Genomic DNA, 24,936 nt, shown 5'->3' with positions numbered 1-24,936 from the left:
CGCCCGCCGCGCTTACGTGCGCGCCGTTCGTCCAGCTTTCGCTTTCCGTAGCCCCATGTGATGCGGCCGAGACCCTCGAAGAGTCGGCTGGAGAGACTTCTGCGGCTGCTCATAGTGTGGCCTTGTTTCCAGTGGTGATCATGTTCTGTTGGTCCTTTCTCGGAAGCAGCTGGCTTTCCGGTACGCCCTGTACCTGGTAGCTGCGCCGAGTAAGTCGATTCGAACACGAGCAAGCACACATCGCTCACGTGTGATCTACATCACTGACTATCAACCGGGTACCGCGTTAGGCCTGCGCGACAAGTCGGTCGATCCACTCGAGCAACTCGGGGTAAGCAGCGATGTTGGTGGCCGTATGGTCGACTGCGGGAACGAGATCGGTTCCGAAGTCGAACTCCCGAACGGTGATGTCGGTACCTCCGGCGGCGCGCCAGCGCTGCGTCAGGAGTCGGCTCTGCTCGATCTCGACAGAACGGTCGTGGATGCCGTGAACGATCATCACGGGCGCGACGGGCGCGGTGAATCCAACGGTGTTCGCCGCCGTCAGTGGGCCCAGTACGGGACCCAGCATCAGCGCGCTCAGCGACGTGCCGTCCGCAGTCAGGTCCTCGGACCGCAGTGATCCGTACCCGAGCGCGTCGGTGTTGCAGAAATCCAGTGCCGCATCGAGAGCTGCCCGTCCGCGATCATTGAACAGAGCGCGGATTCGGTCGGCCTGGTCGGGGTGCGCGCCGATCAGGCCGTCGATCGTATAGAGCATTGTCGCGGCCCACGCGGAGCCGTCCTGGCGTTCGACGCGGACCACAGGATCGGTCGGTGCGGCACCGACGAAGGCCCCGACCACGGAAACGTCGGGCGCGTATGTGGAGGCGAGCTCTGCGGCGGCAGCCGACGCGACGCCGCCCGCCGAGTAGCCGTAAAGGACGACGGGCGCGTCGGTCTCACGTGCCGCGGCCCGCGCCGAGTCGAGCAGGGCACGTGCGCTGGCGACCCGGCCAAGGAACTCGTACTCGCCGGGGGTACCGAGCCCTTGGTAGTCGGTCGTGACCACCTGATACCCCTGTGCCAGAAGCGGCAACAGCGCCGGCATCGTCGTTGTCAGTCCCAACTCGGAGGAGCCCGAGCAGCGGTCGGCGATCCCGTAACTGCCCGGCGCATAAGCGATCACGGGCCGGGGTCCGGGCCCTGTCCACGCACGGGTGGGTGTGACCAGAAGCCCCGACACCGCCACCGCTCGATCACGGGGATCGGCCGATCGGTACAGAATGCGCTCGGTGTGCGATCCCAGAAGGTCGAGCTGCGGTACGGGTTCTCGGCGCACGATGGACCCAGGTGCGTACGCCTCCAAATCGGCAACGGGAGCACCGTAGAAATCGGCACTACCCGGTGCCGCCGAGACGGGTGCGGCCGACAGAACGAGGGACCCGACAAGGACGGAGAGGGCGAAGGTGACGGAAAGGAGTCTCATCTCGCGGCCAAGTATGCGGCCCCGAGTGCTGATCCGCATTCGCTGTTTGCCGTCTTCCCGCTACTTTCCCGGCTTGATCCATGTCGGGACAAGGGTGCGTACCTGTGGTGCGCCGGCCAACAGCCGTGCCACTTCACGTTCGTACTCCCGATAAGCGGGATGCTGGAGAAATGTGACCGCATCCTCGGCGGTGCGGTAGTGCTGAAACGCAGTGATGCGATCGGGATCGTCGGAATCGAGACAGTAGTAGTAAGCGAGATGCCCGGGATTGTCGAGCACAGCCGGAGCCATGTGCTTTTCCCACAGGGCTCGGACAGCGTCGCGCTGGTTCGGCAGGGTCGTGTGAGAGACGACCACGGTGACGCCGGAGCCGGCCTCGGGTTCTGTTGACATCTCGGTTTCCTTTCGGCTGACGCATCCAATGCCCGCGATCATGCACCATGGGTCGGACATTCGACTGTGGAGTGAGAGGGCCGTGAGTCGGTCCGATCAGCCCCAGGCATCCCAGTACGCTCCTGATCGGGCATCGAAAACGATCATCGGAGTGTTGGGCCCGTCGAGTTGTGCTCGGTCGAGTGCGAATCCGCGCGGTAGATTCGCTCGACCGGCCTACGACCGTCAGACATGATCCACTCTGCCGGACGCCTGTCGACCAGCGTCCAGCCGGTGCGTTCGTACAGTTCGATCGCTTTGCCGGAGCGCTCGATGACATCGAGCATCGACGCACCTCCAATTCGCGCCTGCCGCAACAGCGCATCTCCGACGAGCGAGCCCCGGTGTCCCGGTCGCACGAAGAGTCGGGACACCCAGAGGGCACCCGCCTTGTCGACGATGACGACATGTCCGACGATGCGATTCTCATGCTCGGCAACCCACGCGGCCGCCATGTTCTCGGGCGTCAACCAGTCAGCCGGATCGTGTGGCCAACGATGCGGATAGTCGTCGGATTTGTGGACGTCGATCAGCGCCTCCACACACCGCGGCAGGTCAGCTGGATCTCTCGATCGGACGACCACCATCGATCCAGTATCCCGCACCGATAGCCGTCAACGCTGATCAGGTCGCTCGGCCACCAGCGATCGCGCACTCCAGTTCTGTGGCCAAGGTGTAGCGGTGAATGTCGCAGACCTGTCGAGGTGTTGGACGGTTCCGCTCTGGCCATGGAACGACGTGCGGCAGGAATAGTGCTCGAACGAAGCAACTACGGAAATCGATCCGTCGACAACAGAGAGTATCCACGTGTCGATTTCCTCGATCAACGCTGCGGATCCGCCGTCACATCCGTCGCACGCGCAGTCCGGAATCGAGGCCAGGCTGACCGCAGGGTTGCCGGCGGCTACCGAGATGTTGACAGGGCGCTCCGTGGTGGACGGTTGGTGCGTCGTCAATACCAACGGAACGGCACCGTCAGCCAGCGGTGCGAGCACCAGATCCGCTCCCCCGGACTCGAGCGGGGGGAGTGCCCACTCCACGTCGGAAGTAACGGTGGCCCAACCCCGTTCGAGTAGTACCGACACCCATGCCTGCGCACGGATCGCGACGAGCAAGAATTTGCTCGGATCGGGGCAGCGTCCGAATTCCGACTCGTCCGAGTACGTGCCATCCGCATGCGGGTTCGGCCAAACCCGAGAGTCCCCACCTTTGGCCGCGGATTCAGCGTCCACTTCTGCGAGCAAGACGCAAATTTCGGGCGAGAGTAACGATGCCTTCTCATTCCAACCGGATTCGATCACACCATTGATATCGTTGTTGTATCGGACCCACCAGGGCTCTTCGAGTTCTGTGGCCACCTAGCCAACGTTACCTGGCGCTTTACTCTCCTGGGTCGCGAAGCGTCTGTGGACTTCTCAGGGCAGCGCGAGCAACGGGTAACGCTTCGATGCGACGTCCAACGTGTGGCCGCTGAAGGCCGTCTCGTACATCTGCTCGAACGGGAGCCTTGCGGCGGTCACCGCGTGGAAGACGGCCTCCCCGAGCGTACTTCGGTCACCTCGCCCGCGTACGGCAATGTTGATGTCGAACAGATGCTGCCCGGGGCGTCGCCGACGCCCAGAACTGGAGTGGATCTCGTCGAATTGGCCTGCACGCTCCGAGGTCGAGGCGGTCCGCGTCTCGTAGCGCCCCACCTCCTCGAGCACGGGTACCGCCGCAGATGCCACAGCAGCTGCAATCGATCGGGATTCGGAATCCGTTGCGTAGAACTGAAAGCCGAACTCGACGATGATCGACTCGTCGAACGGCTCCGGTGGATCAGGCGGTAACTCGAACACGCGGGCCGCATGAACGTCCGATCCTCCGACGCGACCGAGATTCTCGTCTGCGCTCTCGATCAGACACAACATTGCGTGTCCGTACAACGCCGCCAACCGAGCTTGGCGGGCGAAGATATCCAGCAGTGCAATGGCGGTGTGTCGATCGAGCTCAGCTAAAGAATCGAAGTCGGCAATCGCCAATACTGTTCCACGACAATTCGGGTCGCTCCCGTACCGATAGCTACCGATGTCGCTGAGCACATCGTTGAAGGCGTCCAAGCCCTGGCCGTAGTTATCGGGAAACGACATGCTCGCTGCGAATGCCGAGTACATCTGGGAGACGGCACCCCACGATCCGGCGTCGAACGAATGGATCCGATAATTCAGGTCGGACAGATGTCCGGTAGCCGTTTCGACGCTGAATCGATCCGCGTAGCGATGAACGGACCCGTTCTGAAGTAACTGCCAATCGAAGCCTTGTTGCTGTGCCACGAACAGTTCGTGATCGGTTGGGTCGAAGATGACCGAACGACCTCTACTGAGAGCAGGCTTGTAGAAGGTGTTGGCCGGCTGGTCCCGCCTTGGGGGCATGGGCATGATGTGAGCATCTCATGTGCCCCGAAGACCGACGTGATGTGTTGGTGTCGATAGACAGAGCGTCTGCAACTTTCGCGCGTCGGCACGCGATTTCTCGATTTGGATTGTCCGACTGCCTGATCCATGAGACCGTGCGGTATGCGCTCGTACGAGGATTACATGTTCATCCCTGCTCAGTACGAAGGCTGGATCGGAAACGGATACGTCTCGACAATAGTTTGCGCAGCATCACCATCCGACGTCATTCGAGCGCTTCGAGCCGACGACAGTGAACGCGTCACCGCATCGGGCGTCAGGGATCTCGTGTTTGCCGAATGGGATCTTGACGCAGCCCACAGAACCGATGGCCTGGATACGCAACTCGTCGGCGTCATCGATCTCGGTGACGACAAGGTTCTCCTCGTGCAGCAGAATTCCCAGTATGTAGCAGCGACGGAGTCCTACTTGGCACCATTGTTCGCAGGCCGAGACATTCTGTCGCACAGCAGTCTTGGATCAGGGGAACGGTTCGTATGGTGGTCGGATGGGCAGGTCGTAGCAGACTTCGATCCGTACCACTACGACCCCGAGGAAGGGATTGCACCGGCGTCGGTAATCGACGCCGCGCGCGCCATCGGCGGAGTGGGAATCGATGGCCCGCCGCCTCGAAACGAGGGTTTTCCCACCGTGGCAGGGTCTTTCGCATTGGCAGACCATCTGACCCAGTCCCGAGTAGGTCCAGAAATTTTGGCGACAGGCGTCTTCTCAGTAGTCGTGGTTCGGACAGGTCCCGCTCTTCCGCCAGCTCAGGCTAGAAAGTTCGACTCCGAATCATCATGGGGCGCGGTCGTCGACCGTTACGAGAACTCGTACCGGCTGTCGCGGCGTGGGCGGGCGGTGGAAACAAGGTCAGATGAAGTAGCGGAGGTTCGGTTCTGGTATCGCCCGCTTCGCTCGTACCGACTCGAAGACGAGTACGGAGTCCGGTACATCAGCGACTACCGCCAGAACATCTGGTCACGCGTGGATGGAGTTCTGATGAAGGACGCTCCACCGATGGGTCTGAAGGTTCATCCTGATTCGCTGGTCGAGGCACACAAGAATTGGGATGTCGACTTCGGCACTCTGCTTGACGACGTGACGGAGGGTACGGCTGTCGAGATCGACGGAAGGCCGGCATGGCAGTTCGAACTACCGCCTGGCTGGCAGGGGTTTCCAGGTTCTGTCGCCTTCGATTCCGAGACCGGCATTGCGCTGAGATGGCACACGGCGTTCCAGACCGTCGAGTTCACCCACCTCGACGTCGGAACAGAATTGGCCGACGAGCTTTTCACCGGAGACTGATCACAGACCCACCGCGGGCTTTTGTCGCGAACCGGAAACGGCATTGCCCTCTTTTTGCCGCGCTCGTCGAAAGACCTCGGAACCCTGCCACCACAACCGTGGCAGTCTTCCTCCCCGATCCGAGGGCCGAGGACCGAATCAGGTTCGGGCACTCACTCTTCGATCGTCACGATGGGAGAAGCCTGCTGCACGGTGTACGAGGTCCATGGCAGGGTTGCGAGGACATCGGGGAGGCCGGGGTAGTCCGAGACCCACGCTGTTGTGGGATCGGTGCCTTCGGTAACGCACGATGCGAGCGCAACATAGGTGCCGGCCGGGATATCGGTGACGTGTTGGGTACTGATTCCGACCTGGCCCGCGTCGTCGGTCGAGTACAGCGACTGACCGTTGCCGACGACCTCCCACACTGGAGGCAGCACTCCGCCCGGTGCGGGAGCCAACGATGTGCCGCAAGTCAGTTCGCTACCGGAATTGTTGGTAATCGTGTTTGTCACGGTCGACCCGTCGACCTCGAACGCGTACGTCACATCTGTCGACTGCGCCGCCGATGCCGTCGCGGGGAACACCAATAGTGCTGGGGCGCAGAGTAGAGCCCCGAGCAGAAGTCGGCTGGTCGATTGCATGGCAATTCTCCTCGTTCGAGCGAACTACGTCCGGTTCGACAGTCTGCCTCAAAAAATACCGATCAGCATCTTTCGAACCGAATGCAGCCTGAGGTCGCACAAAACAGGATCGAGAACCGTTGTGTCGGTGTCAGATTGCAGACGTCTACCGTCCACCAGTTCCCTGCTCCGATTCTGCACGCTTCTTGATGTATGCATTCCGAACGCGCAGGACGCGCCGAAGATACAGCTTGCCGGGGACGTCCAGGATCACAGCGCCGAGTCGTCCGCCAGGGAATGTCACCGACATGATGTCGACCATGTGCGTGTGTTCACGTCGTGCGAGAAACAAATGCTCGTGACGCATGGAGGCAAAGGGGCCGGTGACCTGCTCATCCACGAAATATCGTGAGGGCTCGTACTCCGTCATGCGACTGGTCAAGGTGAACCACACACCGAGGTGCCTGGAACGGAGTTCGATTTCATCGCCCGAACGAAGAACACTTCGACCCGAGTCGACCCGCACACTCTCATCGAACGAACCCTGAGACTCGGCGTGAACGACAGCATCCGATTCCAGATCGAACACCACTGCCGGGTCCGCGTCGATCGACGTCGTCAGCCTGATGATGAAAGACATCCGCACAGCTTCGCAGGACACTCTCGCTGATCCAGACGGCCTTCCACACAGGCGGAATCCGGTACGTCGAGGACCGGCACGGTTACCGGTTTGGAGGGTGTCAATGCCGATGTCGAGGTCGTTGGCGTCGTTCAGGTGGGTGCTTGGGTTCTGGTGGTCGCACCGTCGGTTGCAGGGTTGGCCCATGAATTGATGGCACCGTTGTCGGTCGGTGGCGAGGCCCTCACCTTCGCGACTCAGTTGGGTCAAAGCAATTTTGCCCAGTGGGTCGACGGCGTACGAACGGCGATGTTCGATGCGCTGCTGAAGGATGGGCCGGGTTTCGATTAACTCGACAGCCCCTGGCGAGATCGCATGCGTGACGTCGGCGATGCCCCCGATACCGAGGACCCCATGCCCGACGGCCTGTTTCATACGCCGGAGGTCTATTTGGCGATGATCGTCAACCACACTGGCGTCGAACTGACTCGGGAGCTCGTGCGCAGCGCGCAGTTTCAGATAGGTGACTCCCTCGAATAGTGGAACTTGATGCGAGGTATCGCGAGCTCCACCGAGGAGTAGTCCGCTCAGCGGCGAAGCACTACATCCAACGGACCACCGGCATACCCGACTGAATCCAAGCACTCGTCGGTGGATACGTCCGAGACGAATCGACTGGGCAGCCACCCAACAAAAAACGCCCGTTCACCAGATGGTTCTGGTGAACGGGCGTTTCAGTGTGCGCCATCAGGGATTCGAACCCCGGACCCGCTGATTAAGAGTCAGCTGCTCTAACCAACTGAGCTAATGGCGCCGATCCGCACCGCGTGTTCTCTGCGGTGCGGGAGAAACATTAACAGCAGATGCCGCCAGATGTGAAATCGGCTGGTCAAAGCGCCTGTTGCGTCAGTTGAAGATCCTGCGAACCACGAGAACTGCCACCACTGCGCCCACTCCGAGCAGAGTGAACTTCACTGCCGGCTCGTTGAGCTTTGCCACCACGGACTGCTTGGTGTTGGCGACGATGTTCTTGGGGCTGGCACGGACGCTCAGCTCGTCCAGGGTGCTGGCGAGCTGATTGCGAGCGGCCTCGATCTCGCGCTCGATTCGGTCGGTGTCCTTGGCCACGTGTCCTCCAACTTGTTGCAAATAGTCTCGGTCGCAGTCGAGCCTAGAGCACGACGATATTTCGATAGTCTCGTGCGGTGACCGAATACAGCAAGCTCGAGCCGGGCGACACCGCTCCGGCGTTCACCCTGCCCGATGCCGACGGCAACGACGTCTCCCTCGCCGACTATGCAGGCAAGAAGGTGATCGTGTACTTCTACCCCGCCGCGAGCACCCCCGGCTGCACCAAGCAGGCCTGCGACTTCCGCGACAGTCTCGCCGAGTTGAACGGCGAAGGCCTCGAGGTCATCGGCATCTCCCCCGACAAGCCCGCCAAGCTCGCCAAGTTCCGCGACAAAGAAGAGTTGACGTTCCCCCTGCTCTCCGACGAGGAGAAGACGACGTTGCAGTCGTGGGGCGCATTCGGGGAGAAGAAGAACTACGGCAAGGTCTACGAGGGCGTCATCCGCTCCACGTTCCTCGTCGACGAGGCCGGCAAGATCGAGGTGGCGCAGTACAACGTCCGCGCCACCGGCCACGTCGCCAAGCTCCGCCGCGATCTAGCCGTCTGACCCGGCCAGCCGCTGCAGGAACAACGCCTCGGCGACGGCCATCTTCTCGATCTCCGTCGGGTCCACGCTCTCGTTGGGAGCGTGGATCCGGCACCGAGGTTCCTCGACGCCCATCAGCACGATCTCGGCGTCCGGCAGCACCTGAGCCAACGCGTTGCACAGCGGAATCGACCCGCCCTGCCCGGCCGTCCCCATCGGATGCCCGAACGCCGCTTCCAGCGCCTCGGACAGTGCTGCGTAGCCCGGTCCGTCGGTCCTGGCCCGGAAGGGCGATCCGACAGCCTCACGCTCAACGGTGACGCGCGCATTCCACGGCGTTCGCGCCTCGAGATGAGCCACCAAAGCATCCTGAGCCGTCTTGGGATCCATTCCCGGCGGTACGCGCAAATTGAGCCTCGCGGACGCACGCGGTGAGATCGCCGCCGCAGACCCCACGACGGGCGGGCAGTCGATACCCAGAATGGTCAGAGCGGGCCGCGCCCACACCGCGTCGGCCACAGTGCCCGAGCCCGCCAGCCGGACGCCGTCGAGCACCCCGGCATCGGAGCGGAACTGCTCCGTCTCGTACGCGACTCCGTCCCAAGTCTGCACTCCGTCGAGACCGTCGACCACGGTGTCACCCTGCTCATTGCGCAGGGTGGAGAGCACCTGCACCAACGCGGCAAGCGCATCGGGAGCTGGACCGCCGTACATGCCGGAATGAACCTCTCCTGCAAGTGTTTCCACGTGTACCACCACATTGGCGATACCGCGAAGAGTGGTCGTCACCGTCGGCAGGCCTACCCGCGCGTTCCCGGTGTCGCCGATGACGACCACGTCGGCGGCGAACAATTCCGGTCGCTGCTCCACGAGCGCTTCGAGCCCACCCGTGCCCGTCTCTTCCGAACCCTCACAGACGATCCGAACGCCCACGCCGATGGACTCCCCCAGCGCCCGAAGCGCCAGCAGATGCATGATCACGTTGCCCTTGCAGTCGGCCGAGCCTCGCCCGTACCACCGACCGTCGCGCTCGGTCAGCTCGAAAGGTTCACTGTCCCAGAGACTTCGATCTCCCGGAGGCTGAACATCGTAGTGCGAGTAGAGCAGAACGGTCGGCGCTCCCACGGGTGCCGGACGCGAGCCGACAACGGCCAGTGAGCCGTCGACCGTCTCGATCAACTGGACGTCCGGAACACCCGCGTCCACGAAAGCCTGTTGCACCCAGCGCGCCGCACCGAAGCATTCCTCGACCGGAAACTGTCGGGGATCGTGTACCGACGTGAACCGAACCAGCTCTGCCAACTCCGCTTTCGCTCGGGGCATCGCCGCTTCGATGTGAGATCGAACGTCCACGGGTGGTGCATCGGCAGGCATGAGTCCTCCAAACGAGAAAATGACAGACAGGCTCTCGCCAGTCTGTCATCACTCGTAGCGCGGAGCGCCCGCTGTCAGCCCCCGGCCAACTCCTGATGAATCCACTCACCGGTCTGCTGCCAGTGTCGATCCCACGCTTCCTGCTCCAGCTGCTCCTGCGACTTTCCCGGCTCCGGCACAACGACAGGGACGGTGAACTGCGGAGGGTCGACCTTCGTCGGAGCGGGAACCGGCTGCGGAGCGACCACGGCCTGCGGCGCATCCTGCGTGGCCCACGCGTCCGTTGTCGGTGCCGGTGTGGCAGCGGTTGCCGGATCCACGATCGGAGGAATCGTCTCCGGTAGCGGTGCAAGGGCCGGTGCGGCCAGGGCAGCCGGGTCGGTCGTCGTCATCGGGTCCACGTAACGGGTTGCCCCGGCCAGATCGGCACCGGCATCACGCTGGTCGACGCTCTGCTCCGCGGTGGATTCCGAGTCACCCGGCAACGTGGCAGCAACCGCAACACCTGCCGACAGCACGCCCGCCAACAGCACGGCTGCAAACACGAGCTTGCGACCGGAGCTCCCGGCCTGTGATGGCTTCGAGTCGGCAACCGTCGGCACTGCGGACGCAGAAACCGCGGTCACGAGTAGTGGCGTCGCGACAGTGTCCTGAGCGTCGGCCTCGTCGGGTTCGGCAGTCTGCTCCGGCTCCGATTCGGCGGACAACGGCTCCACCGGCGCGACGGCCGGCGCTGCGACTGCCTCTTCCACTGGGGCCGGCCCGTCCGCGAGCGCCAGTAGCGCAGCCCCTCGTGCGGCGATCTGATCGGCATCTCCCACTCGCACCACGGGAACACCGAGTCCGAGAGCCAGGATGTCGACGAGGTCGCGATTGCTCGACGAGTCGCCGAACAGGGCCACGAACTCGGGCTTCTTGCCGGAGTGATCCACTACGTCCCACGCCAGTGGAATGGTGCTGCCGATGCGTTCGGGCGACATCGAATCCAGCTCGGCGGTTCTCGTAGGGGTGAACGATGCCTCTGCGGCATCCGCAAGAGAGATGGAGACGCCAGCCTCACCCATGTAGTACAGGAGCACTGTCTTCGCGTCGGCGAGTTCTTCCGATTGGGCCAGCCAGGTCAGGAACGACTCGGACGCCGAACACAACGTCACAGGTTCGTCGCCGAGAGCACCGCTGAATTCGGCGCGTTCCGCCTCGGATCGATACACCACGCCTACTGCGTCGACGTCGGTATCGAGGGTCGCGGCCTCGGCACGCATGATCTCGATCGCTTCGGTCAGTACGGTGGCCGCGTCGGGGTGCAGTGGCGTCGTCCGATCGGCGAGTACCTCGCCTGAGGTCGGCTCGACAAGAATTGTCTGCATCGAGCCAGATTCGATCGCTATACCAATAGTTGCCATGGCAGTCTCCCTGTGCTCAGGGTGGAGGCACCCGACCATGAACGTCATCCAGCGGATCCGAACGACGATCACCCTGCACGGAAATTGATTCTGTTCCCTGAACCATACCTGTTGACGGTTAAATTGGTCCAGATCAGTCTTGGAGTTTGTCACAGGGATTGGAACCGGCCGTTGTCGTCAACCCCATGTTCGTTCGAAACTCTCGGCTGCCGACCCGCAGGTAGCGGACCAGGTGTGGCTACCGGGCCCGTCCGCCGGATAGCCTGACCGGGTGGAATCCTCTGCTCGTGCTCAGTCCTCGCGCCGTCTCGACGCCGCGCTCGAGTCGACGGCACAGACGCAGGAACTGATGCCGCGCCGCCGACCCACCCAGGAACGCAGTCAACGCAAATTCGACGCCCTGCTGCAGGCCTCGCGTGAGTTGCTCAGCGACGTGGGGTTCGAGTCGTTCACCTGCGAGGAAGTCGCGTCGCGCGCCGAACTGCCGATCGGCACGCTGTACCAATTCTTCGCCAACAAATACGTCATCGTCTGCGAGCTCAATCGCCAGGACCTCGTCGGAGTACAACAGGAGCTGGCCGAATTCGACGGCGAGGTCCCGTCGCTGGACTGGGTGCGGTTCCTCAACAACTTCGTCGACCACATGGCGGGCATGTGGATGACCGACCCGTCGCGCCGTGAGGTGTGGCTCGCCATGCAGTCGACGCCGTCGACGCGTGCGACCGGAGTCATCCACGAGCGAGAGTTCGCCGATCAGGTCTCGCGCATGCTCGGGCCGTTGACTCCGCGCACACCACGGCACCGCAGGAACCTGATGGCTCAGGTGCTGGTGCACATCGTCTACTCGATGCTCAACTTCTCCGTGCAGGACGGCCAGAGCCACGAAGACGCCGTCGCCGAACTCAAACGCATCATGATGGCCTATCTGCTCGTCGCCGAGAAGGAGAGCAGGCGCTCCGGCGGCTCGGCGACCGATAACGAGCAGGCCTGAGCAACCGAGCCCGCACAGACGAAAGGCCCGCCCGATCTCGTGGATCGGACGGGCCTTACTCGTTTCAGCGGAGACTCACTCCTCCAGGATCGCCACCGCGGCAGCGATATCGCCGTCGTGCGTCAGCGACAGGTGAATCTTGACCGTCGGCAGGAACTCCTGCGCGATGCCGTGCAGCTTGATGGACGGACGGCCCCACGCATCGTTGACGACCTCGATCAACGGGTACGGGTTGTCACCGATCTGCGGCGGCCGAGCGAATCGCGATGTCGCCCATGCCTTCAGCACTGCTTCCTTGGCGGCCCACCGTGCTGCGTAGTGGCGGGTCGGATCGGAACTCTTCGTCGCGGCATGTCGACGCTCACCCGCGGTGAAGCTGTCGCGAATCATCGTCGTGCCGACCTTCTCCATCTGCTCGGCGAAGTCGGACACCGTCACCAGGTCGAAACCCACTCCGAGAATCGCCATCAGATGGCACCCGGCAGACCGGAGGAGTAGACATCGTCCTCGCCGAGGCGAGCGGACTCGTTGAGCAACACGTTTGCCTCCAGTTCGCGCGACGCCTTGGCCGGCGTCCCGTCATGTCCGAGCCGTCGATCGTCGGGCCGCTCGTAGAGGGAGTCGCCTCCCACCATTGCGGAGATCAGCCTGCGCTGACCGGCGATTCGACGCTCGTTCGCCTTGGCGATGTACTCCGCACGGCGATCCGCGGGAACGGCCTCGATGAACGCCTGCGGGTGCACCAGAGCGATGAGTCCGGACACGTGCCCGAATCCGAGCGAGGTGAGCAGACCCGCCTTGAGCGGAACCGAGTCGCCGAAGCGCAGCGGCTCCCGTGCCCACACCAGATGCTCGAAGCCGGTCATCTTGTCGTCGACGCAGTCGAGGCTGCGGTTCGGCGGGATGACGCCGTTGGCCAGCACCTGGCACAGGCCGATCAGCTGCCAGGCAGCCGCTCCACCCTTCGAGTGTCCGGTGAGGCTCTTCTGCGAGACGACGAACAGCGGAGCGCCGTCCGAACGGCCGATGGCCTTGGCGAGGCGGGTGTGCAGTTCCGCCTCGTTCGGGTCGTTGGCTGCGGTGGACGTGTCGTGCTTGGAGATCACGGCCACGTCGTCTGCGCTGACGCCGAGTGCGTTGAGCGAGAGCGCCAGGGCTGAATCCTTGCCTCCGCGACCGGCACTGAGCGCGCCGAGTCCCGGAGCCGGGATGGAGGTGTGCACTCCGTCGCCGTACGACTGTGCGTAGGCAACGACTCCCAGAACCGGAAGGCCCATCTCGAGTGCCAGATCGCCGCGGGCGAGCAGAATCGTTCCGCCGCCGTGCGATTCGACGAATCCACCGCGCCTGCGGTCGTTGGCCCGCGAGAAGCGTCGATCGCTGATTCCCTTGGCGGACATCGCTGCCGAGTCCGCGGTGGCCGACATGTCGCCGAAGCCGATGATACCTTCGGTGCTCAGGTCGTCGAATCCGCCGGCGACCACGAGCTGAGCTTTGCCCAGCTTGATCTTGTCGACGCCTTCCTCGACCGAGACTGCAGCGGTGGCACAGGCGGCAACGGGGTGAACCATCGCGCCGTAGCTACCGATGTACGACTGGACCACGTGCGCAGCAACGACGTTCGGCAGAGCCTCCTGCAGGATGTCGTTCGCACGAGCATCACCGAGCAGGGTATCGATGTACAGCGAGCGCATGGACTCCATGCCGCCCATGCCGGTGCCCTGCGTGTTGGCGACCAGCGTCGGGTGCACCCAGCGCATCAGTTCCGACGGGTTGAAGCCCGAGGAGATGAACGCGTCGACCGTGGTGACGATGTTCCACAGGGCAACACGGTCCACCGAGCTGGCCATGTCGGGCGAGATGCCCCACTTGGTGGGATCGAATCCGGTCGGAATCTGTCCACCCACGGTGCGGGTGAGCTTCATCTTGCGCGGAACGCGAATCTCGGTGCCTGCCTTGCGGGTGACCTGCCAGTCGCTCGAATCGGGAACCGGTGTGATCAGCGTGTGCTCGGGATCCGCTGCCGCGAACGACCGGGCATCGATCTCGGTTCCGACCACGAAGGTGAGGTCGTTGTCGAGGAAGATCGAGGTCATCAGCGGAGCGGTGTTGCCGACCATCGCACCGTCGTCGCCGTAGGTGCGGATACCGCACTTCTCGACCACGATGTCGTGGTACTTGTCGGCGATGTCTTCCTCGGGCACCAGGTCACCGGACTCGATGTCGTACCAACCCGGCTTGGGATCGTTCTCCCAGGCGATCAGGCCGGTGTTCCATGCGAGTTCGAGAACGCCTGCGGCAGAGAGCTGCTCGTCGACCTCCATCTCGAAGCGGGTACGCGCCGAACCGTACGGTCCGAGCTCACCTGCACCGACGATGACGATCAGGTCCTTCGGATCGACATCCAGGGTCGGCCATGCCGGAGCCGTGGTCGACGTCGACAGCCGCGGCGGTGCGGGCAGTGCCGCGATCACCGAGTTGTCCACTGCCTCTTCGGTCTTCTCGGCCGCGGCCGCAGCTGCGTCCCGAGCGAGCTCGACGAGGTTGAGCTTGGTGTTGGCCAGGCCGCCCGTGAGATCGGCGGTGATCGGTTCCTGCGAAGCCTGACGACGAGCGGCAGGTGTGCACAGTTCGAGCAGCTCGGTCGCCATCTCCTCGGTCGACCAGGTGCGCACACCCTCGGCCTCGACGGCCTCGACGATGGGATCGTTGCCACCCATCAGGCCGGTGCCACGCACCCACCCGATGTGAGCGTGGGCGATGGACACCCGCTCGGCCCAGTTCTTCTCCGAGCCCCACTTGGCGACAACCGCATCGAGTGCAGCCTTCGACTCGCCGTAGGCACCGTCGCCACCGAACATTCCGCGGTTCGGCGATCCCGGCAGCACCACGTGCAGGTGGGTGTCGATGTCGGTGTCGTAGCCGACCTTCGCCAGTCCGGTGATCAGACGCTCGACCGACCAGAGCAGCACGCGCATTTCCATCTCGGCGCGAGCACCGGCGTCGGACATCTCGCCCATGACCCGGGGTGCGGCGAACGGGAACAGCATCGTCGGCGTGGTGGCGGCCTTGACCAGAGTCTTTGCGCCACCGGCAGTGTCGATGAAGTCGCTGCCGATCCACTCGATGAGAGCCTCGACGTCGGTGTACGACGCGATGTTGGCCGGAACCACCCACAGCGACGCTCCGCTACGTGCGTTGTCGCGGTAGAGCGCCCGGTAGAAGCCGAGCCGCTCGTCGTCGAGCCTGGAGGTGGTGACGAAGACCGTCGCTCCCCCGGCCAGCAGCTTGGCGGTCACCGCTGCTGCGATGGATCCCTTGCTGCCACCGGTGACGACAGCGACCTCGTCGGCCCACTGGCCCTTGTCCTCGGATGCGACCGCGATGTCCGCGATGCGTCCGAAGGTCTCGGCGAGCACGGTCTTGTTCTCGTAGTCGGCCTTGGCCTTCCACCACTGTGCTTGAGCTGCAACAGCATTGCCTGCGCCTGCAAAGGACTCGACGGCGATATCGCCTGCGGTACCGAGCCACAACCGGGCCAGATCCTCACGGGCAGTTGCCCACCGGTCGTCGATCAGCACGGCGCGCTTGGCGTCGAACGCGGGAGCGACCAGGCGGGGCCAGTCCGATCCGAGTTCGGCGGAGACCAGCTCGACCAGAGCGGCGTCGGGGTCCTCGGCCAGCAGCGAGTTGGGGGCATCGGCCAGTCCGAGCTGTTCGAGCACCAACCGGGCTGCGGAGGCGAGAACGCCGTCGCGGCCGGTGATGTGCTCGGTGAACTCACCCAGAGCAGCAGCGTCGACGGTTCCGCCGGCTCCACCGCCTGCTTGCGGCATCGAGACTGCGACGCCGCGACGTGCGGCCACCGCGGCTACTGCCGCATCGATGACGTTGTCGACAGCAGTGCCGTCGGCGAGAGCGCCGTCGGCCAGGCCGCCGAGTGCACCGCCGCGGACCGAGGCACCGTCACGTGTGCCGAGAGCGACCTCGGCGGTGACGTGATGCGCCCAGCCGTCGCCCAGTTCCCAGGTCTTCTTGACGCGATCGGCGATCGAGGCCGGGCGTCGACCCGAGGGGCCGAAGACCTTGCGGAGGTGATCGTTGATCGAATCGCTGAGCACTGGGCCGAACGGCTTGTACGTACGAGCCAGCTTGTTGACCGTGCCCGAGAGCGCGCCCATGTCGGCATCGGCTGCGCCGTCGATGGCACCGAGCGAGAGCTCGGAGCCGAGGTCGACGAGCAGCTGGTTACGACGTGAGGAGACGCCGTCGCACAGTGCCTCGATGGTGTCGGCGGGCCCGATCTGATCGAGCTGAAGTTTGGTCCACAGGCCGATGAGGATCTTGGTCGCGTCTGCAGCGACGAAGGCGATGTCGTCCGGGCGAGGTCCGCCCGACGGTGCAGCTGCCGGAACAGGTGCTGCCGCCGGAGCAGCCGCGGCTGCAGGAGCGGCGGTCTCGGGAGCGGGAGTTGCCTCGTCCTCGTCGGCCGGAGCCGGGTCGGTGTCGGTGCCGTAGACGATCGCGGCTTCACGTTCGAGGTTGAGCACCTCGACCGGGTGACCGAAGCGGCCGGGCAGCTTGAGGGTCTGCGACGCGAGGTTGGCGACGGTCGGCGTTGCACCGAGGCCGATCTCGACGAAGCGTTCGATGCCCATGCCGCCGTCGGACTCGTCCGCGAACAGCAGGTCCTGCGTCTCGATCCATCGAACCGGGCTGGCGAACTGCCATGCCAGCAGCTCGGTCAGAATCACCCGGCACAGGTCGCTCGGCCGTGCGGCCCACGAATCGAAGTCCGCGAGAACGGTGTTCAGCGGCTCGGACGGCACCAGATCGGCGATCTCCTGGACGAACTCGCGGTCGAGCGAGAACGGCTTGGGCACCAAGTTCGGGATGTAGCGCCCCACCAGGATCGCCGGATCCAGCTGCTCGGGCAGCAGGGTCTGCAGGCGGTTGCGGAAGTCGTCGACTCCCCCGCGCAGCACGGTCGAGTGGAACGGCACGTCGATGCCGGGAACCATGATGTAGGCGGCCTTGCCACCGAATTCTGCCCGTCGAATCGCGATCTTCTTCTCGAGCTCGCCGAGGCCGGCGACCGTGCCTGCAATGGCGTACTGCGAACCGCGCAGGTTGAGGTTGACGATTTCGAGGAACTCACCGGATTCTGCTGCGACACCGGCGACGAAGCCCTGCACGTCCTCGTCGGCCAGGCCGATCTGAGACGGGCGAATGGCTGCCATCCGGTAGTCGCTGCGGCCGTTCTCGTCACGAGGAACGAGTGCGTGCATGGCCGAGCCACGCTGGAAGACGACCTCGAGGACGGCTTCGAGCGGAAGCACACCGGCGACAGCGGCGAGTGCGTTGTACTCACCCACCGAGTGGCCGGCGAGGATGGAGTTCTCCACGAACGCACCGGATTCGCGCAGCTCGGCAACCTGTGCGACACCGAGAACGGCCATCGCGACCTGGGTGAACTGGGTCAGGTGCAGCACGCCGTCGGGATGCTTGTGCGTGACGCCGCGCGCCTTGAGAGTTGTCGGGTTGTCGCGCACCACAGCGAGAATCGAGAATCCGAGTGCGCTGCGGGTGTGCTTGTCGGCACGCTCCCACACCTCACGTGCGGCCTTCGACCGAGCCCGTGCGTCCAGTCCCATGCCCGGGCGCTGGATGCCCTGGCCGGGGAATGCGTAGACGGTCTTCGGCGCAGCGGTGCGAGCAGTGGCGACCATGACTAGTTCGCCTGCGACACGGCAGGACACCTCGACGAGCTCTGCACCCTGGTCGAACCCGGTGCGGTCGACGCGAACGTCGATCTCGGCTCCTGGACGAACCATGCCGAGGAAGCGTGCCGTCCATGCAGTGAGGCGACGCGGCGGAGTCTTGGTGTCCGCGTGGTCGACTGCGGTGACCGTCTGCTGGGCAGCCGCGGAGAGCCACATGCCGTGCACGATCGGGCTGCCGAGACCGGCGAGCAGTGCTGCGGCGTCCGAGGTGTGAATCGGGTTGTGGTCACCCGAGACCTGAGCGAACGCCGCCATGTTGCGCGGGGCCACGATGGTGGCCTGACGGCGACGACGACGCGGGGTGTCCTTGGCATCGGCGCTGAGGGATCCGCCGGCGCGAGCCGGATCGGACAGCTCCCCCTTGCCGGTGCGTCCACGAATCGCGAAGCGCTCCACCAGGGTTGCGACAGAAGGAGCATCGAGGCCCTCGCCGAGCATGGCACCGATCTCGACGGTGACCTCGACGACGCGACCGAGGTCGGTGTCGAGCACCTCTCCTGCAGCCGCCTTGACGACGAGAATCGAAGTGTCGGTAGGTAATTCACCGACCAGGTTGACGCTGTGATCGAGGTGCACCAGGTCGAGCATGCCCTCGATGACGTCGATGCCTTCGGCGTTGCGGGTAGCACCGAGGACGGCGAAGACGGCGGGCCAGCAGGCACCGACCAGAACGTCGGGAACGGCCTTGCCGCTGACGGTCAGTGTGTCGGGCAGTCCGGAACCGGTGACGCCGGCGTGGTCGGCGATCAGGTCGGGGATCCACGCGATGTTCAGCCGCGCAACGCCGCCCTTGACGGCCGGAAGCTCCTGGCCGGCAGCAACTCCGAGTAGTGCCGACATGGCCTGCTGGGCATCCTGTGCGGTGACGACGGGAGCGCCGCCGTCGATCGTGGAGGCGGGCACCGTCAGACGAATGCGTACTTCCTTGCCCGGAGCGAGAGGAACCAGCAGCTCCACATGCTCGGCATCGAGCACGGTCAGTGAGGAGCCGGTCTGCGGATGCGAGGCGACCGAATCGGAATCGACGGTCCACTCGGCCGGATCACCAAGGCGTGCAACGGGGTTCTGCGTCATACGCGAAGCCCAGGTGACGTCGGGAGCTGCCAGCACGATGCCCAGCAGTCCGGGCGCGATCTCGGCGTGGCGACGGCTGGCGATGGCCGCCGGCTCGACACCCTCGGCGAGGAGCTGATCCGCAGTGGCCTTCTCGAATCGGTTCAGCAGTTCGCCGACCGGCTCGTCCACGCGGGTGATGCCGGCGACGGCAACGGTTCCGGGGATGATGCAGACTTGATCGGCGGAGTAGCGGGCGTCGTGTGCCTGCCACAGCGAGTCACTGCGCCACCAGCGGCGCACGTCACCGTCGACGACGGGGACGAAGTTGACCGGCTTGCCGGGCATCCGGCACAGCGAGGTGAAGAAGGTGATGTCGGCCGGGTGCAGCACCACATCGGCGGCGTCGGGGAACTGCGCGAGCAGCGACTTCAGTGCTGCGCGCGGACGTTCGAGAACCTCGGCGTCGGCGAACAGGGTGGGGATGGGTCCGCGATCGACCGGGTGCAGACGAGCCTCGGCGCGCTGCAACATCTCCAGGAAGCGGGTGCGCCAGGTGATGTCGAGCCATACCGATTCACGTGCCTCGGTCACGGCATCGGTGAACTCACCGCCGCAATCGAAGTCGCTGCGCGAGTCGGTACCGATGGCCAGATCCAGGTAGCGGGCGAGCCACTGCTGGTAGGTCATCTCGGCGACGTCACCGAAGAACGGCTTTGCGGTGCCGTCGAGTGCGGCGATGATCTCGTCGCGGCGCTCGGCCACGGCGTCGGCGTTGCCGGCGACCTCGTCGAGCAGTCGACCGCAACGCGATGCCGCGTTGTCGATTTCGTGGATGTCGGCACCGAGCTGGCTACGGCCCGAAGCCATTCCGCCGGTGGCGGTTCCGGCCCCGACCCAGTCGGGAGTTCCCGGTGTGTCGACGAGAAGCTGCTTGACCTCGGGTGCCGTGGTGGCTTCGAGGGTGGCCATGGCAGCGGTGCCGACGAGAATTCCGTCGAGCGGCATCTTGGGGTAGCCGTAAACGGCCGACCAGGTGCCGGTGAGGTATTCCGCTGCGCGCTCGGGGGTTCCGATGCCGCCGCCGACACAGATGACGAGGTTGGGCCGCGACCGCAGCTCCGCGTAGGTGGTCAGCAGCAGGTCGTCGAGGTCCTCCCACGAGTGGTGCCCGCCTGCGCGGCCACCTTCGATGTGGACGTTGACCTGGTAGGACGGCACCTCGTTGGCGATGCGGATGACGGCGCGAATCTGCGCGACGGTGCCGGGCTTGAACGAGACGTAGCTGATGCCCGCCTCGGACAGCTCTTCGATGAGAGCGACTGCCTCGTCGAGTTCGGGGATTCCTGCCGTGACGACGACGCCGTCGATGGCGGCACCTGCTGCGCGAGCGCGCTGCACGATGCGGCGACCGCCGAGCTGCAGCTTCCACAGGTACGGATCGAGGAACAGCGAGTTGAACTGGATGGCGCGGCCGGGCTCGAGGAGAGTGGAGAGCTCCGCGACGCGATCGGTGAAGATGTCCTCGGTGACCTGGCCGCCACCGGCGAGCTCGGCCCAGTGGCCTGCGTTGGCCGCTGCGGCAACGATCTTCGCGTCGACCGTCGTCGGCGTCATGCCGGCGAGCAGGATCGGTGAACGTCCGGTCATCTTGGTGAAGGAGGTCTCGACCACAACGCGGCCGTCGGGCAGCGTGACCGGCTTGGGCGCAAAGGCAGACCATGCGGGCTGCACCTCGGGTGCGGCTCCCGGAGTGAGTAGATTCCGGTGGCCCCCGCGTGAGGATGCGGCGATGATGCCGACGCCCTGTCCGCGCAGTGCCGGAGTGGTCATGCGGGTGAGCAGGTCGCCCGGACCGAGGTCGAGGATCCAATCGGCACCGGCGTCGACAACGCCGTCGATGGCGTCGACCCAATCCACGGAGTCGACCAGGATCTTCTGTGCGAGACCGCGAGCAAGCTCGACGTCGAGTCCACAGCGCTGAGCCCAGGCGCTGACGAGTTCGACAGCGTCCTCGAGAGCGGGGTGATGGAAGCCGATCTCGACCGGAAGCTGCTCGAAGACCGGAGCGAACACGGCTCCGCCACGCTTCTTGGCGTCGCGCTCACGCTCTTCCTCGGCAGCGATCTGCTCGCACTTCTCCTGAACGCGGGCCAGCTGGGCCGGCGGTCCCGAGAGTACGACGCGACGACGACCGTTGCGGATGGCGAGCGCGGCGGATCGCTCCGGCGCTCCGACGATCTCGAGTTCGGCGATGATGGCCTGGAGGCGTTCGGGCTCGACGTTGGCGACCGACACCATCGGCGCACGGTCGCCGGCTCCGATGATTCCGCGGCGGCGGCCGACGAGACCCGCTGCTGCACCCACGAGCTGGGCGATCGCGAGGAAGTTCGCATCCTGCGCGCCGTCCGCAGCGACGGACTCGGCAGCGATGAGCCCCTGCGAGTGTCCGACCACCTTGACGGGAGGAGTCTGGGAGGGATCGAGTCCCTGCAGCTTCAGCGCACGCAGTGCTGCGACCTGGGTGAGGAACACTCCGGGAAGCGAAACTGCGGCTGAGGTCAGCGCAGCCTCGGACGGTCCGTACGAGCCGACGGTGTCGTCGTCGGCGAGATCCTGCTCGAGCATCCAGCCGATGGGGTCGAATCCGACGGAACGGACGACCAGTAGCTCGTCGGAGACGGGCGCGAGTACGGCTGCAGCCTCGTTGACGAGATCGGTGAGTTCGGGCTCGAGTGCGGAGTCGCGGGCCAGCTCTTCGAGGGAGCTGAGCCACGGTGCACCCTGGCCACCGAATGCCAGAGCGTAGGGCTCACCCGCGGCGAAACGATCTGCCAGAGTCCGAGAGCCGCCATTGCTTCTAGGGGATTTGCCTGCGTTGCCGTTGCCCCGCGTGCCGCGTCCGTGTGATGGTGTGCTCTCGTTGATCGTCAAGGCTGAAGATTCCTCTCGTGGGCGCCTCGGGGGTCGGGGCGCTCGCTGTGATGGCTGCCCGAGTGCGTCGTGGGCTACAGGCAGAAGCAGTGAGCCGGTCGTCGTCGACAGGTCTCTCCGCGCTGCTCAAGATTGACACAAAATCATGAGGAAATCCTCAGGTTTGCTCGGACGTCCGAGTGCTACCAGCGAGTACGCCCCGCCGCGCGGCATTACTTTTTGTTTACCCAACTCGTCGGTAACCCACATTCACGCTGGCGAGGGGATCGCCTCGGCGCGCAGAACATGAGGAAACCCTCGTATTTTTCGTTATCTTTTCGTGATGTGATCTCGAGCACAGATCAGCTCCAGTCAATCCTGTCGGTGGGGTCCTCTAGCTTCGTCACTCGAACCACTCCTCACGAGGGTGGTCGACAGAATTCGGGGGGAATTCATGTATTCATCGGTAACAGACATCTACACACCGAACGAACTCGACGCAGTATTGCTGCACATCGAATCGGTTGCGTCACAATCACGTTCGCCGCACTGGACACCCGGGTGGCGCGGCGAGAGCGAGGTCGCGCTGCTCGATGCACTGTTCTCCGCCCGCGCCCCGTACGGCGGACCGACCAGCGGGGTCCGCGCAGTGCTCGCGCGATGGCGATCGCATCGTGGCGATAACCGACTCGACGACTTGACAACACTCGCAGAACTGACCTCGGACCCGGGTGTACTCGTCGAGATTCTGTCCAACCGTCAGTTCGTTCCGGGCAACAGTCGAACCAAGGCAGCAGCTGCAACCGTGGCGGCACAGACGTTGATCTCGGTGGGGCTGAGCTGTTCGACCGATTTCGAGCAGCACACGAAAGAACAATTCGATGCGTTCCGCGCGATCCCCGGCCTCGGCGAGACCACCTGGGAGTGCATGCTCATGCATCTCGGGGTGCGCACCGACAAGGCGACCGCACATCTGAACTCGTTCGTCGCCGACGCACTCGAACCCCTCCGCCAGAACCTCGCCGCTGGAATTGCCGAAGACCGCTCCCCCGCGATCCTCACAGCGGCAGCGAACGCACTCGGCACCGACCTCGCCTCGCTCGAGCACGCGGTGTGGCGATACCAGCACAAATCACGCAGGGCGAAGCAGCGTCACTCCGAAGCGGAATTGCGATCGGCAGGCTGACCGCGAGACATCAGCGCCTCCACACCGTCGAGAATGCACTCCAACCCGAACCGGTAGGCGTGCACAGGGTCGCTGGCGGCGTCGTACGACGCCGCCGCGGCCGTTCCGACCCGAGACGACACCGGAAAACGCTCACGGTCCATCACCCGTTCGATGATCGGAGCAGTGGCCGCCCACCACTGGGCGTCGGTCATTCCCGACTGCTCCTTCACCCGCACGACGCCCGCGAGGGCACGCGCGGTACCGGAGACGTGCGTGAGTACGAGTGTGAGCACGGAGTCGATCTCGATGTCGGTCAGGCCGGTGCCGACCAGGGGGCGTAGTTCGGCCTCGTACTTGTCGTTGGTGTGCGGACCCAGCACCGGCCGCGCCCCTTCCGCCTCCAGCAGCCACGAATGCCGTTGATACAGAGACCAATTGCGCTGTGCGACGAACCGCAGAGCAGGACGCCACCCGCCGGGAACAGAGGACGGTTCGTCGACATGCGAGTAGAGGCCGACGAGGGATCGGTCGATCATCAGATCCGCCAACTCCTCTCGACCCGGAACGTGGGTGTAGAGCGACATTGCGCCGACCCCGAGATGCTCGGCCACGTTGCGCATCGACACGGACTCGAGGCCGTGCGCGTCGGCCAGCTCGATGGCGGCGTCGACGATCGCGTCCACGCTCAGCCCTGTTCGGCTCGGCTTCGCCCCCACCCGCCACAGCAACTCGAGGATGCGCGCCGGGTCGAACGAGTTCTCCTTCTTCACCACCCGGCGAGCCTAATCGGAGGTCGACCTGGCTCGAAGAACCGCGTCGCGCGCGCAGGAGCATCGGTTGTAGACTTCACCGGCACGCGCGAGTGGCGGAATTGGCAGACGCGCTGGATTTAGGTTCCAGTGTCTCAGGACGTGGGGGTTCAAGTCCCCCCTCGCGCACAACGGTCGTTCGGCCCGGCTCTTCTCGAGACTCCCAGGTTTGCAGGTTCCGACGTGTGAAGGTGGCTCGTATGCCCAGCGATCCCGACGACGACGCGATCTTCGCCGAAATTTCCGAAGAACGACGCTCCATCGCGCGCACACTCGAGACCTTGACCCCCGAACAATGGGACACCCCGTCGCTGTGCGACGCCTGGACTGTGCGCGACGTCGCCGCCCATCTGGTGGTCCCGCTGATCGTCCCCCTCTGGCAATTCGGCCTCGCCATGGCACGAACCCGAGGCAACTTCGACCGGGCCAATCAGCTGATGACCCAGCGTGTGCGTCGCAAGCACGGCGCCGAATTACCCACGCTCCTCACAGCTCACGCAGACAAGAAGTTCACCCCGCCGGGACACGGGCCGATGGCTCCCTTGTCCGACGTCATCGTGCACGGATTGGACATGTGTCGGCCGCTGGGCATCGAGCACCACGTTCCCGACCACCGCATGATCACGATGCTCGATTTCCTGGTGCCCGCAACCGGCGCGGCACCGTTCAAAGGCCCCGAGCTTCGATTGCAGTGGCGCGCAACCGATCTCGACTGGACCCGCGGCGACGGTCCGATCATCGAAGGATCGGCGGGCACGCTGGCGCTGATTCTTACCGGACGTAGCAGCGCGCTCGCCGACGTCACCGGCCCGGGTGCGGACCGACTCGCGGCGGCGCGGGCGAGTCGGCGACGATCGTAGGAACACCAGGGCCGTTCATGGTGAGAATCACCGCCGGGCCGCAGCACGCGACTACCTCCAGTA

General features: G+C 64.5%; 20 protein-coding genes and 2 tRNA genes. 8 read left to right on the top strand and 14 right to left on the bottom strand.

Going from position 1 to position 24,936, the window contains the following annotated elements; genetic code table 11:
* Positions 1–286 precede the first annotated feature (286 nt).
* The 5 genes from CH294_RS18775 to CH294_RS18755 form a co-directional block, all read right to left on the bottom strand.
* Entirely contained in the window at positions 287–1,468 is a 1,182-nt protein-coding gene (locus CH294_RS18775) for an alpha/beta fold hydrolase (protein ID WP_094738814.1), read from the bottom strand.
* A gap of 60 nt (positions 1,469–1,528) precedes the next feature.
* Positions 1,529–1,861 carry an antibiotic biosynthesis monooxygenase family protein gene (locus CH294_RS18770; protein WP_094738961.1) on the bottom strand — a complete coding sequence of 111 codons (333 nt, stop codon included), beginning with the start codon at positions 1,859–1,861 and terminating at the stop codon, positions 1,529–1,531.
* Between the two features lie 143 nt (positions 1,862–2,004).
* Positions 2,005–2,487: a GNAT family N-acetyltransferase gene (locus CH294_RS18765; protein WP_094738813.1), complete on the bottom strand. Its 483-nt coding sequence runs from the start codon at positions 2,485–2,487 to the stop codon at positions 2,005–2,007.
* 27 nt (positions 2,488–2,514) lie between these two features.
* Positions 2,515–3,258, bottom strand: coding sequence for a DUF6226 family protein (locus CH294_RS18760; protein ID WP_094738812.1), 744 nt, complete (start codon positions 3,256–3,258; stop codon positions 2,515–2,517).
* A gap of 57 nt (positions 3,259–3,315) precedes the next feature.
* Complete coding sequence (locus CH294_RS18755) at positions 3,316–4,317, bottom strand: barstar family protein (protein WP_094738811.1); 1,002 nt, start codon at positions 4,315–4,317, stop codon at positions 3,316–3,318.
* 138 nt (positions 4,318–4,455) lie between these two features.
* On the opposite strand from CH294_RS18755, the gene CH294_RS18750 reads away from it, so the two are divergent.
* Positions 4,456–5,640 (top strand): DUF6461 domain-containing protein, encoded by a 1,185-nt coding sequence (locus CH294_RS18750; protein WP_094738810.1) that lies wholly within the window; start codon positions 4,456–4,458, stop codon positions 5,638–5,640.
* Between the two features lie 152 nt (positions 5,641–5,792).
* Here CH294_RS18750 and CH294_RS18745 read toward each other — a convergent pair whose 3' ends face one another.
* Together CH294_RS18745 and CH294_RS18740 are read right to left on the bottom strand one after the other, a co-directional pair.
* On the bottom strand, positions 5,793–6,263 hold the full coding sequence (locus tag CH294_RS18745; RefSeq protein ID WP_094738809.1) for a hypothetical protein: 471 nt from the start codon (positions 6,261–6,263) through the stop codon (positions 5,793–5,795).
* Between the two features lie 145 nt (positions 6,264–6,408).
* Complete coding sequence (locus tag CH294_RS18740) at positions 6,409–6,882, bottom strand: SRPBCC family protein (protein ID WP_094738808.1); 474 nt, start codon at positions 6,880–6,882, stop codon at positions 6,409–6,411.
* A 90-nt stretch (positions 6,883–6,972) separates the two neighbouring features.
* Here CH294_RS18740 and CH294_RS18735 point away from each other — a divergent pair, with 90 nt between their 5' ends.
* Positions 6,973–7,212, top strand: a complete 240-nt coding sequence (locus CH294_RS18735; protein ID WP_094738807.1) for a DUF6461 domain-containing protein — start codon at positions 6,973–6,975, stop codon at positions 7,210–7,212.
* Between the two features lie 24 nt (positions 7,213–7,236).
* Positions 7,237–7,401, top strand: coding sequence for a hypothetical protein (locus tag CH294_RS27540; protein WP_170944786.1), 165 nt, complete (start codon positions 7,237–7,239; stop codon positions 7,399–7,401).
* Between the two features lie 200 nt (positions 7,402–7,601).
* On the opposite strand, the gene CH294_RS18730 is transcribed toward CH294_RS27540, so the two are convergent.
* Together CH294_RS18730 and CH294_RS18725 are read right to left on the bottom strand one after the other, a co-directional pair.
* Positions 7,602–7,675 (bottom strand) — tRNA-Lys (locus tag CH294_RS18730).
* A gap of 92 nt (positions 7,676–7,767) precedes the next feature.
* Positions 7,768–7,989 carry a DUF3618 domain-containing protein gene (locus CH294_RS18725; protein ID WP_032375974.1) on the bottom strand — a complete coding sequence of 74 codons (222 nt, stop codon included), beginning with the start codon at positions 7,987–7,989 and terminating at the stop codon, positions 7,768–7,770.
* A gap of 77 nt (positions 7,990–8,066) precedes the next feature.
* Between CH294_RS18725 and bcp the strand changes: the two genes are divergently transcribed.
* A complete protein-coding gene (bcp, locus tag CH294_RS18720) occupies positions 8,067–8,540 on the top strand; it encodes a thioredoxin-dependent thiol peroxidase (protein ID WP_094738806.1) in 474 nt (157 codons plus the stop codon).
* Here the strand turns inward: bcp and CH294_RS18715 are convergent.
* Together CH294_RS18715 and CH294_RS18710 are read right to left on the bottom strand one after the other, a co-directional pair.
* Complete coding sequence (locus tag CH294_RS18715) at positions 8,529–9,893, bottom strand: dipeptidase (RefSeq protein WP_094738805.1); 1,365 nt, start codon at positions 9,891–9,893, stop codon at positions 8,529–8,531. The genes bcp and CH294_RS18715 overlap by 12 nt on opposite strands.
* A 74-nt stretch (positions 9,894–9,967) precedes the next feature.
* The gene (locus CH294_RS18710) at positions 9,968–11,296 is read right to left on the bottom strand and encodes a hypothetical protein (protein WP_249305383.1); all 1,329 of its coding nucleotides are present in this window, start codon (positions 11,294–11,296) and stop codon (positions 9,968–9,970) included.
* 271 nt (positions 11,297–11,567) lie between these two features.
* Between CH294_RS18710 and CH294_RS18705 the strand changes: the two genes are divergently transcribed.
* Entirely contained in the window at positions 11,568–12,287 is a 720-nt protein-coding gene (locus CH294_RS18705) for a TetR/AcrR family transcriptional regulator (RefSeq protein ID WP_032402295.1), read from the top strand.
* A 75-nt stretch (positions 12,288–12,362) separates the two neighbouring features.
* On the opposite strand, the gene CH294_RS18700 is transcribed toward CH294_RS18705, so the two are convergent.
* Both CH294_RS18700 and CH294_RS18695 read right to left on the bottom strand, forming a co-directional pair.
* Positions 12,363–12,755: a holo-ACP synthase gene (locus CH294_RS18700; protein ID WP_032375969.1), complete on the bottom strand. Its 393-nt coding sequence runs from the start codon at positions 12,753–12,755 to the stop codon at positions 12,363–12,365.
* The gene (locus CH294_RS18695; protein WP_094738803.1) at positions 12,755–22,057 is read right to left on the bottom strand and encodes a type I polyketide synthase; all 9,303 of its coding nucleotides are present in this window, start codon (positions 22,055–22,057) and stop codon (positions 12,755–12,757) included. The genes CH294_RS18700 and CH294_RS18695 overlap by 1 nt, the downstream gene beginning before the upstream one ends.
* A gap of 433 nt (positions 22,058–22,490) precedes the next feature.
* On the opposite strand from CH294_RS18695, the gene CH294_RS18690 reads away from it, so the two are divergent.
* Positions 22,491–23,222, top strand: a complete 732-nt coding sequence (locus tag CH294_RS18690; protein WP_141216527.1) for a hypothetical protein — start codon at positions 22,491–22,493, stop codon at positions 23,220–23,222.
* On the opposite strand, the gene CH294_RS18685 is transcribed toward CH294_RS18690, so the two are convergent.
* A complete protein-coding gene (locus CH294_RS18685; protein WP_094738801.1) occupies positions 23,189–23,977 on the bottom strand; it encodes a TetR/AcrR family transcriptional regulator in 789 nt (262 codons plus the stop codon). The two genes, CH294_RS18690 and CH294_RS18685, sit on opposite strands and share 34 nt — an antisense overlap.
* Before the next feature lie 83 nt (positions 23,978–24,060).
* Here CH294_RS18685 and CH294_RS18680 point away from each other — a divergent pair.
* Together CH294_RS18680 and CH294_RS18675 are read left to right on the top strand one after the other, a co-directional pair.
* Positions 24,061–24,142, top strand: a tRNA-Leu gene (locus CH294_RS18680).
* Between the two features lie 71 nt (positions 24,143–24,213).
* A complete protein-coding gene (locus CH294_RS18675; protein ID WP_094738800.1) occupies positions 24,214–24,873 on the top strand; it encodes a maleylpyruvate isomerase family mycothiol-dependent enzyme in 660 nt (219 codons plus the stop codon).
* The last annotated feature ends 63 nt before the right edge of the window (positions 24,874–24,936 follow it).

Source organism: Rhodococcus sp. 14-2483-1-1 (assembly GCF_002259335.1).
Taxonomy (GTDB): Bacteria; Actinomycetota; Actinomycetes; order Mycobacteriales; family Mycobacteriaceae; genus Rhodococcoides.
This window is presented reverse-complemented; position numbering and strand designations above follow the sequence as displayed.